Annotated in this window: 17 protein-coding genes; 8 read left to right on the forward strand and 9 right to left on the reverse strand. The window is 63.5% G+C overall.

The window, feature by feature from the left end; all coding sequences use genetic code 11:
• The first annotated feature begins 54 nt into the window (after positions 1 to 54).
• The gene (locus MESCI_RS11165; RefSeq protein WP_013530057.1) at positions 55 to 297 is read left to right on the forward strand and encodes a DUF1127 domain-containing protein; all 243 of its coding nucleotides are present in this window, start codon (positions 55 to 57) and stop codon (positions 295 to 297) included.
• A gap of 27 nt (positions 298 to 324) precedes the next feature.
• Here the strand turns inward: MESCI_RS11165 and MESCI_RS11170 are convergent, their stop codons facing one another.
• Positions 325 to 1,626, reverse strand: a complete 1,302-nt coding sequence (locus MESCI_RS11170; RefSeq protein ID WP_013530058.1) for a hemolysin family protein — start codon at positions 1,624 to 1,626, stop codon at positions 325 to 327.
• 75 nt (positions 1,627 to 1,701) lie between these two features.
• Positions 1,702 to 2,616 carry a LysR family transcriptional regulator gene (locus tag MESCI_RS11175; protein ID WP_013530059.1) on the reverse strand — a complete coding sequence of 305 codons (915 nt, stop codon included), beginning with the start codon at positions 2,614 to 2,616 and terminating at the stop codon, positions 1,702 to 1,704.
• Between the two features lie 127 nt (positions 2,617 to 2,743).
• Between MESCI_RS11175 and MESCI_RS11180 the strand changes: the two genes are divergently transcribed.
• Complete coding sequence (locus MESCI_RS11180) at positions 2,744 to 3,766, forward strand: zinc-dependent alcohol dehydrogenase family protein (protein WP_013530060.1); 1,023 nt, start codon at positions 2,744 to 2,746, stop codon at positions 3,764 to 3,766.
• Positions 3,767 to 3,777: 11 nt separating this feature from the next.
• Here the strand turns inward: MESCI_RS11180 and MESCI_RS11185 are convergent, their stop codons facing one another.
• The 4 genes from MESCI_RS11185 to MESCI_RS11200 all read right to left on the reverse strand — a co-directional run bounded on the left by MESCI_RS11185 (position 3,778) and on the right by MESCI_RS11200 (position 7,174).
• The gene (locus MESCI_RS11185; protein ID WP_013530061.1) at positions 3,778 to 4,485 is read right to left on the reverse strand and encodes an LssY C-terminal domain-containing protein; all 708 of its coding nucleotides are present in this window, start codon (positions 4,483 to 4,485) and stop codon (positions 3,778 to 3,780) included.
• Between the two features lie 74 nt (positions 4,486 to 4,559).
• Complete coding sequence (locus MESCI_RS11190; protein WP_013530062.1) at positions 4,560 to 5,366, reverse strand: extensin-like domain-containing protein; 807 nt, start codon at positions 5,364 to 5,366, stop codon at positions 4,560 to 4,562.
• A gap of 116 nt (positions 5,367 to 5,482) precedes the next feature.
• Complete coding sequence (locus tag MESCI_RS11195; protein ID WP_164920023.1) at positions 5,483 to 6,616, reverse strand: extensin family protein; 1,134 nt, start codon at positions 6,614 to 6,616, stop codon at positions 5,483 to 5,485.
• A 132-nt stretch (positions 6,617 to 6,748) separates the two neighbouring features.
• Positions 6,749 to 7,174 (reverse strand): DUF3775 domain-containing protein, encoded by a 426-nt coding sequence (locus MESCI_RS11200; RefSeq protein ID WP_013530064.1) that lies wholly within the window; start codon positions 7,172 to 7,174, stop codon positions 6,749 to 6,751.
• Positions 7,175 to 7,317: 143 nt separating this feature from the next.
• Here MESCI_RS11200 and MESCI_RS11205 point away from each other — a divergent pair, with 143 nt between their 5' ends.
• Positions 7,318 to 7,857, forward strand: a complete 540-nt coding sequence (locus MESCI_RS11205; RefSeq protein WP_013530065.1) for a tetratricopeptide repeat protein — start codon at positions 7,318 to 7,320, stop codon at positions 7,855 to 7,857.
• Positions 7,858 to 8,128: 271 nt separating this feature from the next.
• The gene (gene greA / locus MESCI_RS11210; protein ID WP_013530066.1) at positions 8,129 to 8,602 is read left to right on the forward strand and encodes a transcription elongation factor GreA; all 474 of its coding nucleotides are present in this window, start codon (positions 8,129 to 8,131) and stop codon (positions 8,600 to 8,602) included.
• A 255-nt stretch (positions 8,603 to 8,857) separates the two neighbouring features.
• Here the strand turns inward: greA and waaC are convergent, their stop codons facing one another.
• From waaC to rfaD, 3 genes are read right to left on the reverse strand one after another with little or no spacing between them, the layout of a single operon-like run.
• The gene (waaC, locus tag MESCI_RS11215; RefSeq protein WP_013530067.1) at positions 8,858 to 9,832 is read right to left on the reverse strand and encodes a lipopolysaccharide heptosyltransferase I; all 975 of its coding nucleotides are present in this window, start codon (positions 9,830 to 9,832) and stop codon (positions 8,858 to 8,860) included.
• Complete coding sequence (gene waaF / locus MESCI_RS11220) at positions 9,829 to 10,836, reverse strand: lipopolysaccharide heptosyltransferase II (protein WP_013530068.1); 1,008 nt, start codon at positions 10,834 to 10,836, stop codon at positions 9,829 to 9,831. Before waaF ends, waaC begins: the two co-directional genes overlap by 4 nt.
• The gene (rfaD, locus tag MESCI_RS11225) at positions 10,809 to 11,765 is read right to left on the reverse strand and encodes an ADP-glyceromanno-heptose 6-epimerase (protein ID WP_013530069.1); all 957 of its coding nucleotides are present in this window, start codon (positions 11,763 to 11,765) and stop codon (positions 10,809 to 10,811) included. Before rfaD ends, waaF begins: the two co-directional genes overlap by 28 nt.
• Positions 11,766 to 11,914: 149 nt before the next feature.
• On the opposite strand from rfaD, the gene MESCI_RS11230 reads away from it, so the two are divergent.
• The 4 genes from MESCI_RS11230 (at position 11,915) to rfaE1 (ending at position 14,860) form a co-directional block, all read left to right on the forward strand.
• The gene (locus tag MESCI_RS11230) at positions 11,915 to 12,151 is read left to right on the forward strand and encodes a type II toxin-antitoxin system Phd/YefM family antitoxin (RefSeq protein WP_013530070.1); all 237 of its coding nucleotides are present in this window, start codon (positions 11,915 to 11,917) and stop codon (positions 12,149 to 12,151) included.
• Positions 12,152 to 12,238: 87 nt separating this feature from the next.
• Positions 12,239 to 12,556, forward strand: coding sequence for a hypothetical protein (locus MESCI_RS11235; protein ID WP_013530071.1), 318 nt, complete (start codon positions 12,239 to 12,241; stop codon positions 12,554 to 12,556).
• Between the two features lie 36 nt (positions 12,557 to 12,592).
• A complete protein-coding gene (locus MESCI_RS11240; RefSeq protein ID WP_013530072.1) occupies positions 12,593 to 13,225 on the forward strand; it encodes a LysE family translocator in 633 nt (210 codons plus the stop codon).
• A 141-nt stretch (positions 13,226 to 13,366) separates the two neighbouring features.
• Positions 13,367 to 14,860, forward strand: coding sequence for a D-glycero-beta-D-manno-heptose-7-phosphate kinase (gene rfaE1 / locus MESCI_RS11245; RefSeq protein WP_013530073.1), 1,494 nt, complete (start codon positions 13,367 to 13,369; stop codon positions 14,858 to 14,860).
• The last annotated feature ends 5 nt before the right edge of the window (positions 14,861 to 14,865 follow it).

Below are 14,865 nucleotides of genomic sequence, written 5' to 3' on the forward strand. Positions count from 1 at the left end.
CGCAGAATTCAACCCCATCGAGAGCCCAGGCCCTCAAACCATATGGAGGTTGCCATGACCAATACCCTCACTTGTGCAGCGCGGCCGGGAACGCCTGTGCGGCCGGCATCGCGCCGGCTCCTGAAGACCCTGCGAAGCATCATCGCGAGCTGGCACGATCGGACTTGGCGCGAGCGGATACGCTTTCGCTGGCAGCTCAGGCAAATGTCGAAGGACAATCCGCATCTGATCGACGATATCGGCCTGACGATACAGCAGGTCGAGGGAGAGATCGCCAAGTCCTTCTGGGAACGATAGAGCGAAATGCCGCAAATGCGTCGACCGTCAGCGCACCGGGGCGCCGGCCAGGCGGGTGGCGATCAGCTTGTCGATGCGGCGGCCGTCGAGATCGACCACCTCGAAGCGCCAGCCCTGCGCGTCGACGCATTCGCCAGTCGCCGGCAGATGGTGCATATGCGACAGCACATAGCCGGCGACGGTTTCGTAATCGCGGTTTTCCGGCAGGTCGATGCCGAGAATGTCGGCCATCTCGTCGGCCTGCATGTAGCCGGCGAGCAGCCACGAGCCGTCCTCGCGCTTGACCGCGTTTTCCTCGTCGCCGGCGTCGGTGTCGGCGCGGAACACGCCGGTGATGGCTTCCAGAATGTCGGCCGGGGTGACGATGCCTTCGAAATGGCCGTATTCGTCATGCACCAGCGCCATCGGCACGTCGGATTCCTTTAGCTTCTGCAGCACATCGAGCGCGTCGGCCTGGTCGTAGACGATGGGGGCTGCGCGCACATGCCTGCGCGGATCGAGCACGCGGCCGGCAAGCAGTGCGGCCAGCACATCACGCGTCTGGACGACGCCGACCATGACGTCGACGCCGCCGTCGCCTGCCGGCAGGCGCGAATGCTGGGTTTCCATGAGCAGCTTGCGGATGGCCGCCTCGTCGGATTGCAGATTGATCCAGTCGACTTCGGTGCGCGGCGTCATCACCGCGCGCACGGCGCGGTCGCCAAGCCGCATGACGCCGGCGATCATGCGCCGCTCGTCGGATTCGATGGTGCCGTGATGCTCGGCCTCGGCGACCAGCATCTTGATCTCCTCGTCGGTGACCTTTTCCTCGCTTTCGCCGCGCTGACCGAGCAGCCACAATATGGTGCGGCCGGAGAAGTCGAGCAGGAAGACCAGCGGCGCCGACACCGTGGCGAGGATGGTCATCGCCGGAGCGACCCTGGCGGCGACCCGCTCGGGATCACGCAACGCGATCTGCTTGGGCACCAGCTCGCCGACGATCAGCGAGAAATAGGTGATGATAGCAACGACGATGCCGACGCCGAGCGGGTCGGCGACAGTCTCGCGGATGCCGGTCGAAGCCAGGAACTGCGCCAGCCGTTCGCCGAGCGTGGCGCCGGAAAAGGCGCCGGAGAGGACGCCGACCAAGGTGATGCCGATCTGCACCGAGGACAGGAACTTGCCGGGATTTGAGCCAAGATCAAGGGCGCGGCCGGCGCCATTGGTGCCGCGGTCGATCATCGCTTTCAGCCTGGCCGGGCGCGACGAGACGATGGCGAGCTCGGACATCGACAAAAGGCCGTTCACGCAGATGAGGACGACCACGATAGCGATTTCGACGTATAACATGAGCGGTCAATAGCATTGCGGCGCGGTCTTCGAAAATAGTCCGGCGTGATTTTTGAGAAATGACCGGTATTTCGCTCACGCGGCATCCCAGGGCGGCGCCGAAAAATGTTCGACGAGGGCGTCGACGACAACCCGCACCTTTGGCGTGAGCGCGCGCGTCACCGGCCAGACGGCATGCACGACGATGTTCTCGACCAGGCAGTCCGACAGCACCATTTCGAGATCGCCGCTTTTGAGGCTGTCGGCGGCCAGCCATGTCGGCAGGAAGGCGATGCCGCAGCCGGCGAGCGCCGCATCCAGCATCGGTTCGCCATGGCCGAGAACGAGCCGCGCCTTGGGCACGAAGGTTGCGAGATGGCCGTCGGAATGTCTGATCACCCAGGGGCGGACGATGCCCTCGCGACCGTAGCCAATGACGCTGTGATCGGCGAGATCCTCGACCGATTGCGGCCGGCCGTGCCTGTCGAGATAGTCGGGAGCCGCGCATATGGCCGAGCGCTGAGCATAGAGGCGCCTGGCCGCTAGCGACAGGCTGTCGTCGAGTTCGCCCATGCGGATCGCCAGGTCGATGCCCTCCTCGATCAGGTCGACGCGGCGGTCATTGAAGGAGATTTCAACCGTCAGGTCCGGAAATTTCCTCGAAATCTCGAACAGCACGGGAGCGACGCAGCGTCGGCCGAAGGCCAGCGGCACGTCGACCCGAAGCCGGCCAGACGGGACCTGCCGACGCGAGGCGAGCAGCGACTGTGCGGCTTCGATCTCGGCCAGGGCCCGGACGCAGGCTTCATAGTAGCTGATGCCTTCGCTGGTCGGACTGAGACTGCGGGTGGTGCGGTTCAGCAAGCGAACGCCGAGCCTCTGCTCCAGTTGCGCGATCGATTTGCCGATCGCCGACTTCGTCACATGCAGCCGCTCGCCGGCGCTAGTGAAGCTGCCGGCCTCCACCGCCTGAACAAACGCAACGGTGCCTTGCAGGTCGGCCGTTTCCATGGCAATTTCCTATTGTCGACTTTTAGTCCGCAATCAGTGTCAAATTATACCGCACGGAAGCACTATTTTCTATAGTCGAAAGGCATAAATGTCTCGCCTGGCATCAATGCACGGAGCGCGAGACGACATGAGCACCCCAATCAACAGATCCTGGCAGATGAGCGGTTTTGGCCTGTCGAGGCTAAGCCAGGTGGAAGGCAAGGTGCCCGAGCCAGGGCCGCACGATTTGCTGGTCCGGACCAAGGCCGTATCGCTCAACTACAAGGACAAGATGATCGTGGACGGCGTGCTGATCCCCGACCTTGCCTTTCCCTTCGTGCCGACATCCGACGCGGTGGGCGAAGTGGTGTCCGTCGGCAGTGCCGTCAGCCGCTTTCAGGTCGGCCAGCGCGTGCTTGGCCAGGTGATCGCCGATTGGCCGGATGGCGACGCACCGCCGGTGCTGCATAAGCACACGCTGGGGTCGTCGCTGTCGGGTATGCTTTCCGATCATGTCATCTTCGGCGAGGACGCCGCGGTGCTGGCGCCGCTGTCGCTCGGCGACATCGAGGCCGCGACATTGCCGATCGCGGCGCTGACGGCCTGGTTCGCCATGGCCGAGGCGACCAAACCGGTGCCGGGTCAGACCATTCTGATCCAGGGCACCGGCGGCGTGTCGCTGTTTGCGCTGCAGTTCGCCACTGCGTTCGGCCTGCGCGCCATCGTCACCTCAAGCAGTGATGAAAAGCTTGAGCGGGCGAGAAAGCTTGGCGCCTGGCAAGGGATCAACTACCGCACGCAACCGGCCTGGGACGATGCCGCGCGTGAGCTGACGAACGGGCTGGGCGTGAACCACGTGCTGGAAATGGTCGGCGGCGACAATGCACGGCGATCGCTGAACGCGCTGGCCGCCGACGGCCGGCTGTCGATCATCGGCCTGCTGGGCGCGATGGAGCTCAGCTTTCCCATCCTGCCCTTCATGCGCAACCGCATCACCGTGCAGGGCCTGTCGATCGGCCATCGCCGTGCTTTCGAGCGTATGAATCAGGCGATCGAGGCGCTGGCGATCAAGCCGGTCATCGACAAGGTTTTTGGCTTCGATGAGGTGCCGCAGGCCTTGCAACATCTGGAGAAAGGGCCGTTCGGCAAGATCGTGATCACGACGACCTGACTTTTGCGATGTCATGGCAACTGCTTCAACACGCCGACAATTGCCTCGCCGTCCGTGAAATAGGGATCGCCGCCGCCATTGCGTCCCGCCTTGGTGGCGCCGACGCCCGATATGTCGCTGGTCGAGAGCAGCATGCCGGCAGTGGCCAGGTCGCGCATCAGGAAATCGCGCTCGGCGTCGATGTCGGGGCCGATATGGTGGGTGACGGCGCCGGTGTCGTGGCTGAAGCCGACGCCGCGATCGAAGCTGGCCGAGCCCAGCCACAGCGGCCGGCCATCGTCGCCGCTTGCATCGGTCTGCCAGAAGCGGACATGATGCCGTCGGTCGGCGCTGATGCCCTCCGGCTTTTCGAAGGCGAGATCCTGGGCACGGCCATCGAACAGCAGCCTGCTGACCGGCGCATCGGGATAGGGGTGGTCGAACAGCACGCTTTCACCGATCTCGATCGCGGTCTTCAGGGTGACGGCGTCGGCGGTGTCCCAGCCGGCGACGGCAAAGGCGTGGACCACCTCCTTCTGCGTGCCGACAAGGCCGACATTGATCGGGTCGCCCGGAATGCCTTGCGACGTGTGCGTCAGCATCTCGAAGCGATGCGTGCGAAAACCTCGATCGCGGAACGTCCAGAATTCCGGTGCGGCGAAATAGGCGAGCGCCAGATACGCGGCCAACAAGGTCGCCGCCCAGATCATAATGCGTCGCCGAACGCTTCGTTGACTCATGAATGCCGCTCAAATGTTCCGGCATCACATTAGGCGTTGTCATGGCATTCAGGCAAAGGATACCCGGCACCGATCTAACGGCAGGCGCGATAACCGTTCTTGCGGTTCTTGATGTCGAAATGAAAATGGTTGCGGTGGTCGTAATTGTAGCCGGGGCCGAGCACGGTGGTGAAGTACTGGCAGCCGTCGGCGCGCACATTGTTGAGGAAGCCGCGGGTGCGGAAGGCGAACAGGCCGGGCTTGCGCACGTCGATGTCGTCGCCATTGTTGAGCTCGATGCTCATGACGTCGAGCGCATTGCCCTTGCCGTGTTCGGACAGGACGCCTTCGCCGGCAATCCGGCGGCAGGAATAGCTGGAGCCCTGGTGTATGGTCTTGACGCCGGAGAAATAACGCCAGCGGGCGGAGGGAACGAGTTCGTTCTTCGTCCAGCCGGCAAAGGTAGCTGCCATGTCGCAGGTCAGGGTTGCGGCGGGTTTCATCTGGATGTTGCCGATGGCCGAGACCTTGACCGGATAATCGATGCCGCACTGGCCTTCATGGATCGGCGCCAGATCGGTGTAGGCGACATCGAGGCGCTTCAATTGCTGACGGCAGTCGGTTTCGCTGGCCGGCATCTGCTCGACGGGCGACATCGGCTCGTCCATGCGCGGATAAGCGGCCTGCGTCATGTACGGATTGGAAGGGACAAGCTTCTGCATGCCGGCATATTGCGGCACGGCAGCCGTCTGCGCGCCGACGTCGACGGCCGGCTGCAGCGACAGCACACTGCCGGTGTTGCAGGCGGAAAGCGCCGCCAGCGCCAGACCGGCGGTCAGCATTGCTGCATATTTTGACTGGCGCGCGGTGGCGAAAAACACGGCCCGAAATTTGCCGGCCATTGGCGGAATCCCGTTGATGGATATTCGGCATTTTAACGATCAAGGGTAAAGGAAAACTCAGCGTCCGCGTTCATGCCTGCGGCCGAATTGCGGCACGCGGCCTGGATCAGCCATGATCACTGGCAGAACGTTCCGCCATGACGGCGCGGTTCGAGATCGAGATGGAAATGCAGGGAATGATCGGCGTCGGCGCCTGGGCCGAGCACCGTCTTGAAGGGTCCGCAGGCGGCCTTGCGAACATTGTTGAGGAATTTGGCGTCTTTCTCCGGCGGCGCCGGGCCGACCTCGATCTTCTTGCCGTCCGACAGCGTGAAGCTGGCGATGTCGAGCGCGTTGCCGAACGCGTGTTCCGACAGTTTTCGTGTGCCGTTGCGTGGCCGGCAGACAAAAGCCGATGCCTGGCCGATCGATTTCAGGTCCGCACCGAATTCGGCTTTCGCCGCCGGCTGGATGACATCGGCGGCAAAACGCGCCGTCGCCTCGGCCATCTTGCAGTTGAGCTCGGTTCCAGGGGCAATCGCGATCGACTTTCCAAGGGTCTTCAGCACGATGGGATAGGGGATCGAACAGCCGATTTCGGGCTGGCTTTCCGCCTTGTGCTCTTCGAATTCGACGCCGAGCGTCTTTAGCCGTTCGCGGCATGCGACTTCCTCGGCCGGCATTTTTTCATCTGGCACGTCGGCCGAGCGCGGATCGGGCAGCATCTTCTCCTCGTCCGCGTCGGCCGGCTTTTGCGGTGGCTGCGGGGCGACGGTTGGCGGCTGGGCCTCGGGTTCTGCAATGTCAGGCTTTCGTGTCGGCGTTGGCGCGACGTCCGGCGGCTCCGGCTCGTTTTCCCCGGTTGATGGCTCCGGAGCCAATGGCTCGGGACGTGCCTGCTTTTCCTGGTGGGATTTTTCTTCCTTGAAACGGTCGGGCGCTTCCGCGGCTTTCGGCCCTACGCGCTTTTGCTCCTCGGTCTTTGCAGCTTCAGCCTTTGGTGCGTCCGCCGGGCGTGGTTCGGGCACCGGAATGGCGGGTTGGGTTATCGGAGTGCCGGGTTCGGGCACGGGAACATCGGCAGGCGAGGGCAGCGATGTCTGCGTTTTCTGCTGTGTCTGCTTTGGCGTGACCTGCCGGTGGCGCCGTGGTTTCAAACGCTTTCCGCCCCTTGGTTTCAGGGGCTGGTCGGCTCGTGGTGTCAGCGGCTGCTCGACCCGCGGCGTCGGGGGCTTATGATGCCGATGGCGATGTCTCGCCTCGACCGGCATCACCAGCAAGGCCGTGACGGCCACGGTCAACGCAATCCTGCATATTCGGGAAAAGACGATCGACCCCATCGCCCTCAACGGCGCCGACGCAAGGTGGTTGCCTTGGCCGCATCACGAACGGTAACCGCTCCGTTACGCACCGATCGCTTCCAGCCCTTCCTCCAGCCAGTCGGCGAGCAGCGGCATGCCAAGCAGGTATTTCGCGGTGCGCTTGTTGGCGCGTTCGCGCGCGGCGGCCAGCGCGTCCGCCCATTCGGTGGCGTCGTAGTCGCCGCGACCGACCCAGGCCAACGCGATCAGCTCGGCTGCTTCGTCGACATTGAGGTCGTTGATCAGCTCGCGCAGCTCTTCTTCGGTCAGGTTCTCGGAGCTTTCCTCGGCAAGGCCGTCATGGTGATGGTTGACATGGGACTCGCCGTCGAGTTCGACCTCGTGCTCGGCGCCATCGGCATAGTCTTCATTGACGGCCGCACTCAGTGCCTTGGCCTTGAGGATGAACAGGCGCACCGTGTCGGGGCCGATCGAAAGCTCCCAGTCCTTTTCAAGCCGCCGCTGCAAGGGCCGTCTCCCTCAGGTCGTTTGCCGGATGATAGCGGATTTGCGGCATCCGTCACCTGATGTTCTCCCGCCCGCATTTTTCCGGGATGAAACGCAAGCCGACCGGCGTTAGTATTGCATTCTCACCCCTCCAGGAGGTTTCGATGCATAAAAGAATGCTGATCCAGGCTGCGACCGCGCTTCTCGCGCTGCAGTTCCTCGCTGTTCCCGTGTACGCCGCCGGCAGCGGCGGCAGCGGCGGTGACGAAACCGTCACCCAGTGCAAGAAGGGCCAGGTCTGGGACAAGAAGAAGAAAAAGTGCGTCGCGCCCCAGGAAGGCATGCTCGACGACGACAGCATCTATGATGCAGGCCACGCGCTGGCGATGGCCGGGCGCTATGACGAGGCGATTGCCGTGCTCAGCCTCGCCGCCAACAAGCAGGATCCGCGCATCCTCAACTATCTCGGCTATTCGCACCGCCATTCCGGCCGCGTCACCGTCGGCCTCGGCTATTACGAGGAAGCGCTGCGCATCGATCCGAACTACACGCTGGTGCGCGAATATCTCGGCGAAGCGCATCTGCAGATCGGCGATCTGGCCGGCGCCCAGCAGCAGTTGATGGAAATCGAGAAGCGGACCGGCAAGGGTTCGCGTGAATATGGCATGCTGGCCGAGCAGATCGACCATTTCATGAGAAGCTGAAAAGATCCCAGGGCTCTTCCAAGCGGCCGCGAGCGATCGCGGCCGTTTTTTGTTGCCCCCGGTCTCATTCATCGCCCCCGACTGATGAAAACGGGGATGATTTTAGCAAAACCGATTTTTGGGCGTGAAAAACCCGCTGACATTGCTATATTCAGGGAAATTGCGGTGAAACGGTTCCGTAAGCTCGAGGCTGCCGGACCCGTTTTCTTTTTGTACCCATCGACAAGGCTTTCCCCGATACGCGGGGGTGGCAGCAGGAAAGGCAGGCATCATGAACAAGGTCCCGATGACAGGCGAGGGGTTCGCGTCATTGAAGGAAGAACTGCGCTGGCGCCAGCAGGAAGAGCGGCCGCGCATCATCGAGGCGATCTCCGAAGCGCGCTCGCATGGCGACCTGTCCGAAAATGCCGAATATCATGCCGCCAAAGAGGCGCAGAGCCTCAACGAGGGCCGCGTCAACGAGCTTGAAGATTATATTGCGCGCGCCGAGGTGATCGACGTCAGCAAGCTCAGCGGCGACAAGATCAAGTTCGGCGCCACCGTGGTGCTGGTTGACGAGGACACCGAGGAAAAGAAGACCTACCGGATCGTCGGCGACCAGGAGGCGGACGTGAAGTCCGGCCGCATCTCGATCTCCTCGCCGATCGCGCGTGCGCTCATCGGCAAGGAAGTCGGCGACGCCATCGAGGTCAATGCGCCCGGCGGTGCCAGGGGGTATGAGATCGTCCAGGTGCAGTTTATTTAGGGGGTCGAAAGCCCGGCTATTAAGGCTTTTTTTGAATCACAAACGCCGCGCCGCCCCTCATCTGGCTGCCGCCATCTTCTCCCTGTGAACGGGGAGAAGGACGCCGTCATCTATGGTTTCGCCAATTTTCAGCCTTGCAAGGAAGCGCCGGCGTTGCGGCCAGCCTCTTTCTCCCCGTTTACGGGGAGAAATGCCCGGGAGGGCAATGAGGGGCCGCGCAGACCTTTCCATTTGAATCGATTGATTAAATCAATCTCAGCCGGTGCTGGCCTGACTAAGCTCCAGTAGCCTCTCTGCCTCCGCCACCACCTCCGCCGGCATCACACGCTCCCCAGGCGCGGCCAAAAGCGTTGACGCATATTGCCCGCGCGGACCCGTCAACCCGGGCTCGGTCGCCAGGAACACCGCAACCGTTGGCAGGCCGAAGGCGCTGGCGAGATGGGTCAGCCCGGTGTCGGCGCCGATGACCAGTTCCGAGCAGCCGATGAACGCAGCGATGTCGGCCAGCGGTGACTTTGGCACCACAACTGTCGATGGCACTGCCTTGGCAATGGCTTCGGCCACGGCCTTCTCGCGCTCGTTCGACCATGTGGTGACCGGCGTCATCCCACGTTCAGCCAGCAGGCGCGCGGTTCCGATCCAGTCTTCGGCCGGCCATTTCTTGTCTTCGCGGCTGGTGCCGTGCAGCAGGAAGGCGGTTTTTCCAGACGTGCCCGCCAGAGTGCCGGCGGGCGGCACGATGCCGGAGTCCAGGGTCGAAAGATCGGGCTGATAGCCGAGCGCCAGCCCGAACAGCCGCCGTGTCCGTTCGATGGCGTGCAGGTCGCGCGGGACGGGATAAGTGGCATCGTAGAATAGCGTCGCAGACGGTTCGCGCGCGCTGGAGCGGTCGAAGCCGGCAATGGGGGAGCCCGCCTGTCTTGCAACCAGAGCCGATTTCAAGAGGCCTTGCGCATCGATGACGAGGTCGTAGCGGCAATCTCGCAAGGTGCGGCGCAGGGCGGCCGCCTCGCGCCAGGTGGCGCCATCGAGCAGCGCCTTGCGCCAGCGCCGGATCGCCACCGTGTGGATACCGTCGATCGCGGGGTGCAGCGCGGCGATGCTGGCGAATGCCTCTTCGACGCACCAGTCGAAGGTCAGGTCCGGGCGGTGGCGACGGGCATCCTCGACCGCCGGAAAGGTGTGGATGACATCGCCCATCGACGACGTCTTGACGATCAGCACCTTCATGCCGCGGCCGGGATTTCCAGCAGCCGGTCCGCAGCTGCCGCGACCTGGCCGACTTCAAGCGTCATCAGGCAGTTGAGGTGGCCGAGCGGACAGACCTTCCGGTGGCAGGGCGAGCACGACAGGCCGAGCCAGACCAGTTCGCGGCGCTCCGCCAGCGGGGGCGTGTTCTCGGGCGAGGTCGAGCCGTAGACGGCAACGATCGGCGTGCCGACGGCGGCCGCGACATGCATCAGCCCGCTGTCGTTGGACACCGCCAGCCTTGCGGCGGATATCAGGTCGATGGCGTCCTCCAGCCGCGTCTGTCCGGCGAGATCGACGACGCCGGGGGCCAGGGCTGCGATCTCCGCCGTCACGTCGCGGTCGTTCTTCGAGCCGAACAGCGCAACCTTCAAGCCTTTACCCATGAAATTGCGGGCAAGCCCGGCATAGCTTTCGCTGGGCCAGCGCTTGGCCGGGCCGAATTCGGCGCCGGGCATCAGGGCCACGAATTTCCGCGGCGCCAGCCCAAAACGGCCGAGCAGGTCGACCTGGTTTTTCGTGTCCACGCCAAGCCGTGGCGCCCGGAAACTACCGCCCTGGGCAAGGCCGAAATAGGCCTGCGCGGTGCGTCGTTTGATGCTGTCGGGCAATGGCACGATGTCGGTCAACAGGCCATAGCGCATCTCGCGCAGATGACCGACACGGCGCGGAATACGGGCAAAGAACGGAATCAGCGCCGACTTCCAGCTGCCCGGCAGGATATAGGCCATGTCGTAGCGGCCGCGCAGCAGGCGGCCGAAGCGGCGGCGATGGGTGAATTCGAGCGCGCCGGGTTTGAGCGGAAAATCGATCTGCTGGCGGATTTCGGGCATGCGCTTGACCAGGGGTGCTGCCCAGGCCGGCGCCAGCACATCGATGGCGGCGTTGGGATGCAACTCCTTCAGCGCCGAAAACAGGCACTGCGCCATCACCATGTCGCCCACCCAGCGTGGGCCGATCACGAGGATCGTTGGGCTTTCAGCCATTCGACATAGTCTCTGACACCGGTTTCCACTGTCCGGAATTGGCCATTGTAACCGGCCGCGCGCAAACGGGACATATCAGCTTGCGTAAAGCTCTGGTAGCTGCCCTTGAGATGGTCGGGAAAGGGGATGAATTCAATCTCCCCTTTACCCAACGTGTCGATCACCGTTTCGGCGATGGCGCGGAAGGGCTGGGCACGGCCGGTGCCGCAATTGAAGATGCCGCTTGAGCCCTGTTTCCACAGCCACAGATTGACGTCGGCGACATCGCCGACATGGATGAAGTCGCGGCTTTGTTCGCCGGGTCCGAACCCGTCATGGGCGCCGAACAGTTTCGGGTTCTCGCCTCGCTCGACCTGGTTGAACAGATGGAAGGCGACGGAGGCCATGGCGCCCTTGTGCGCTTCGCGCGGGCCATAGACGTTGAAGTAGCGCAGGCCCACGACCTGTGAATGGTCGGCCTGCCCGGCGAACACGGTTCGCCTGACGTAGTCGTCGAACAGTTTTTTCGAATAGGCATATACGTTGAGCGGCCGCTCCAGCGCGGGATCCTCGCGGAACTCCGAGCCGCCGCCATAGACGGAAGCCGAGGAGGCATAAAGGAAAGGCACGCGCAACGCCTGGCTTGCATGCAGCAGCCGTTTCGAGAAGGCGTAATTCACCTCCATCATGAATTTGCCGTTCCACTCGGTGGTGGTCGAGCAGGCGCCCTGGTGGAACACGGCCTCGATGCGGCCGAGCGAGCCAGCCTCCATGCGGGGCAGGAAATCATCCTTGTCGAGATAGTCGGCGATCTGCAGGTCGGCGAGATTGGCTGTTTTGTGGCCGTCGGTGAGGTCGTCGACGACGAGGATGTCGTCATGCCCCTCGGCATTCAGCGCGGCGACGATGTTGGAGCCGATCATGCCGGCGCCGCCCGTGACGATGATCATAAAGGGCCTCTGGTTGCTTGCGATTCCGGCCCTTATAGGGGAGGCTAGGCGGGCTGTCGATAAAGTCAGGTGCATGCGCCTGGGCTGCCATTTTTATGCGCTTGTCTGTTTTGTCTGTTTTGTCTATTATGGACAAAACGGGGCATCCCATGAAAAACTATCCATCGACCGATCTGAAACAGAATCTTGGAGATGTGCTTGCAGCTGCCAGCCAGCAGCCGGTCTCCATCACTCGCCACAACAAGCCGAGATACGTCCTGATGAGCATCGAGGCCTACGAAGCGCGCTTCGGCAACGATAGCCGCCGCGTCTACGCTGCGGAGGACGCCCCGTCCGAACATGTCGAGATGCTCGAGGAATACGCCGCGGAATTGGACCGTGATTAAACCCGCCGCTGCGGACGTCCGGCGATATCCTATCTTTGGCATCGCCAACACGGAGACGGCGAGACCGAAGGCCGGAAGTCACGGCCTGTGGCCTTTGTGGCTGTCCTTCCTGGGAAAGCCGGCGGCACGAACCTCTTCGTCCTTGCAATCACTTCCACGCAGCCGGGCCATGATCGCGTTGCCGTCAGCATCCCGGAAATTGAACGCCACCGTGCGGGCCTCGACCCTTTCCCCCTTTGGGTCATGGTCGACGAGTACAATCATGATATTCTGGAAACGTCAGCCTATTTCGAGCCGGGTGCGCGAATCGGCGCGTTCAGCCCGTCATTTCACAAGAAAATTATGTTCGCTTTTACTGCGGTTGTCCGCACGGGTAAGTCCAAAGCCATCCCGCGCGCGGACTGAATCGACAGAACAGAGCACGATCGTGAGGGACCAAAAATGCCATCGACCGAACTGCTCATCGCGTTTTTCGCCACCACGGCGATCTTCGCCTACATTCCCGGCCCGGCCATGCTCTATGCCGCCGCGCAGACGATGGCGCGCGGCCGCTGGTCCGGCCTGACGGCGGCACTTGGCATTCATCTGGGCGGCTACGTGCATGTTTTCGCAGCGGCTGCCGGGCTGTCGGTGCTGTTTCATGCCGTGCCGACGCTCTACCTGGCGGTCAAGCTGGTCGGCGCGCTCTATCTGATCTGGCTTGGCGTCTCGCTGTTTCGCAAGCGCGCGGACGGCGATGCGGCGCTGCCCGCGATCGAGCGCAAATCGGCGCGGCGCGCCTTTTTCGAGAGCATCACCGTCGAGGTGCTCAATCCGAAGACAGCGATCTTCTTCATGGCGTTCCTGCCGCAGTTCATCGACGCCTCGGCGGCGTTTCCGGTCTGGCTGCAGTTCGTCGTGCTCGGCACGATCGTCAATCTGATGTTCTCCTCGGCCGATATCGTCTGCGTGTTCCTGGCGGGCGCCGTGATCGGCCGTCTGCGGCGTTCGAGCCGCGCACAGCGGCTGATGCAGCGGGCGGGAGGGGCGGTGCTGGTCGGGCTCGGTGTCCATGTCGCCTTGCAGAAGAGCTGACCGCCCGAGGCCGCCGGAATCATCCCCCTGCCGTTGCGCTGCGTGAATTTGCGGTATATCGGCAGGCATGAACGATCCGGCCCGTAAATTGACAATTTTCAGCACGATTGAGATTTGCCTTACCCTCGCGTTGCCACTGACATGATCAAGCACAATCCGCCTTCTCCCGAACCGTTGCACCGCGCCATTGCGCGGTTCGGCCAGGCCACCGTGCTGGTGGTCGGCGATTTCATCCTCGATCGTTTCGTCAACGGCGTCATCGAGCGGATCTCGCCGGAGGCGCCGATCCCGGTGCTGCACGGGCGCGGCGAGACCTCGACCATGGGCGGCGCCGGCAACGTCGTGGCCAACATCGTTTCGCTCGGCGCTGCCGCTGTTCCCGTTTCCGTAATCGGCGCCGATCTGGCGGGCGACAGTCTGGTGCGGATGCTCGGCGAGCTTGGCGCCGATACGGCGGGCCTTGCGCAGGAGCGTGGTCGCATGACCTCGTCCAAAAGCCGCTTCAGCGCGCTCAACCAGCAGGTGCTGCGTTTCGATGAAGAGGAGATCAAGCCGCTCGGCGCCGCGGAGCGAGCCGGCCTGATCCGGCATTTCCGCACCGCGCTGGCGCGCGCCGACATCGTCATCCTGTCCGATTACGGCAAGGGCATCCTGCTCGACGGCGTCGCCGGCGACTTGATCGCCATCTGCCGCGAGGCTGGAAAGCCGGTGCTGGTCGACCCGAAGGGCCGCGATTACGCGCGCTATGCCGGGGCGACCGCCATCACCCCCAACCGCAAGGAACTCGGCGAGGCCGTCGGCCATGCGGTGTTCGCCGATGACGAGATCGTGGCTGCCGCACGCGAGCTGATTTCGGCACATGGTTTCGATTTCGTCGTCGCGACGCGCAGCGAAAAGGGCATGAGCGTGGTCGGCCCAGACGAGGCGCGCCACATCGCCACCCAGGCGCGCGAAGTGTTCGATGTTTCGGGCGCCGGCGACACGGTGATCGCGAGCTTCGCGCTGGCGCTGGCCGTAGGCGCAGATACGGTCATGGCCGCTTCGATCGCCAATGCCGCCGGTGGCGTCGTGGTGGGAAAACGCGGCACCGCGCGGCTGACGGTCGAGGAACTCACCGGCGCGCTGTTCCGTTCGCATGGGCCGACGGCCCACAAGGACGCCATCCTCGACGCCACATCGGCCGCCCGCATGGTGGCGGCGTGGAAGGAAGAGGGGCTGAGCGTCGGCTTCACCAATGGCTGCTTTGACATCCTGCATGCCGGCCATGTCAGCCTCTTGCACGCGGCGCGCAGCCAGTGCGACCGGCTGGTGCTCGGCCTCAACAGCGATGCCTCGGTGCGGCGACTGAAGGGCGCCGGCCGGCCGGTCAACGACCAGCACGACCGCGCCTGCGTGCTGGCAGCGCTGGCCTCGGTCGACGCGGTCGTGGTGTTCGAGGAAGATACGCCGCTGGCGCTGATCGAAGCGCTGCTGCCCGACATACTGGTCAAGGGCGCCGATTACACGGTCGACACCGTGGTCGGCGCCGATGCTGTGCAGAAGGCCGGCGGCCGCGTCGTGCTGGTCGATCTCGTCGCCGGCAAAAGCACCACCAACACCATTGGCAAATTGCGCGCCGGCGGCACCACAAACTGAGGGTT

Source organism: Mesorhizobium ciceri biovar biserrulae WSM1271, from assembly GCF_000185905.1.
GTDB classification, from domain to species: Bacteria; Pseudomonadota; Alphaproteobacteria; order Rhizobiales; family Rhizobiaceae; genus Mesorhizobium; species Mesorhizobium ciceri.

Bases quoted from the DNA above. Each gene is read 5' to 3' on its own strand.
- MESCI_RS11165 (WP_013530057.1), top strand. From the start codon at position 55: ATGACCAATACCCTCACTTGTGCAGCGCGGCCGGGAACGCCTGTGCGG.
- MESCI_RS11170 (WP_013530058.1), bottom strand. From the start codon at position 1,626: ATGTTATACGTCGAAATCGCTATCGTGGTCGTCCTCATCTGCGTGAAC.
- MESCI_RS11175 (WP_013530059.1), bottom strand. From the start codon at position 2,616: ATGGAAACGGCCGACCTGCAAGGCACCGTTGCGTTTGTTCAGGCGGTG.
- MESCI_RS11180 (WP_013530060.1), top strand. From the start codon at position 2,744: ATGAGCACCCCAATCAACAGATCCTGGCAGATGAGCGGTTTTGGCCTG.
- MESCI_RS11185 (WP_013530061.1), bottom strand. From the start codon at position 4,485: ATGAGTCAACGAAGCGTTCGGCGACGCATTATGATCTGGGCGGCGACC.
- MESCI_RS11190 (WP_013530062.1), bottom strand. From the start codon at position 5,366: ATGGCCGGCAAATTTCGGGCCGTGTTTTTCGCCACCGCGCGCCAGTCA.
- MESCI_RS11195 (WP_164920023.1), bottom strand. From the start codon at position 6,616: ATGCCGGTCGAGGCGAGACATCGCCATCGGCATCATAAGCCCCCGACG.
- MESCI_RS11205 (WP_013530065.1), top strand. From the start codon at position 7,318: ATGCATAAAAGAATGCTGATCCAGGCTGCGACCGCGCTTCTCGCGCTG.
- greA (WP_013530066.1), top strand. From the start codon at position 8,129: ATGAACAAGGTCCCGATGACAGGCGAGGGGTTCGCGTCATTGAAGGAA.
- waaC (WP_013530067.1), bottom strand. From the start codon at position 9,832: ATGAAGGTGCTGATCGTCAAGACGTCGTCGATGGGCGATGTCATCCAC.
- waaF (WP_013530068.1), bottom strand. From the start codon at position 10,836: ATGGCTGAAAGCCCAACGATCCTCGTGATCGGCCCACGCTGGGTGGGC.
- rfaD (WP_013530069.1), bottom strand. From the start codon at position 11,765: ATGATCATCGTCACGGGCGGCGCCGGCATGATCGGCTCCAACATCGTC.
- MESCI_RS11230 (WP_013530070.1), top strand. From the start codon at position 11,915: ATGAAAAACTATCCATCGACCGATCTGAAACAGAATCTTGGAGATGTG.
- MESCI_RS11240 (WP_013530072.1), top strand. From the start codon at position 12,593: ATGCCATCGACCGAACTGCTCATCGCGTTTTTCGCCACCACGGCGATC.
- rfaE1 (WP_013530073.1), top strand. From the start codon at position 13,367: ATGATCAAGCACAATCCGCCTTCTCCCGAACCGTTGCACCGCGCCATT.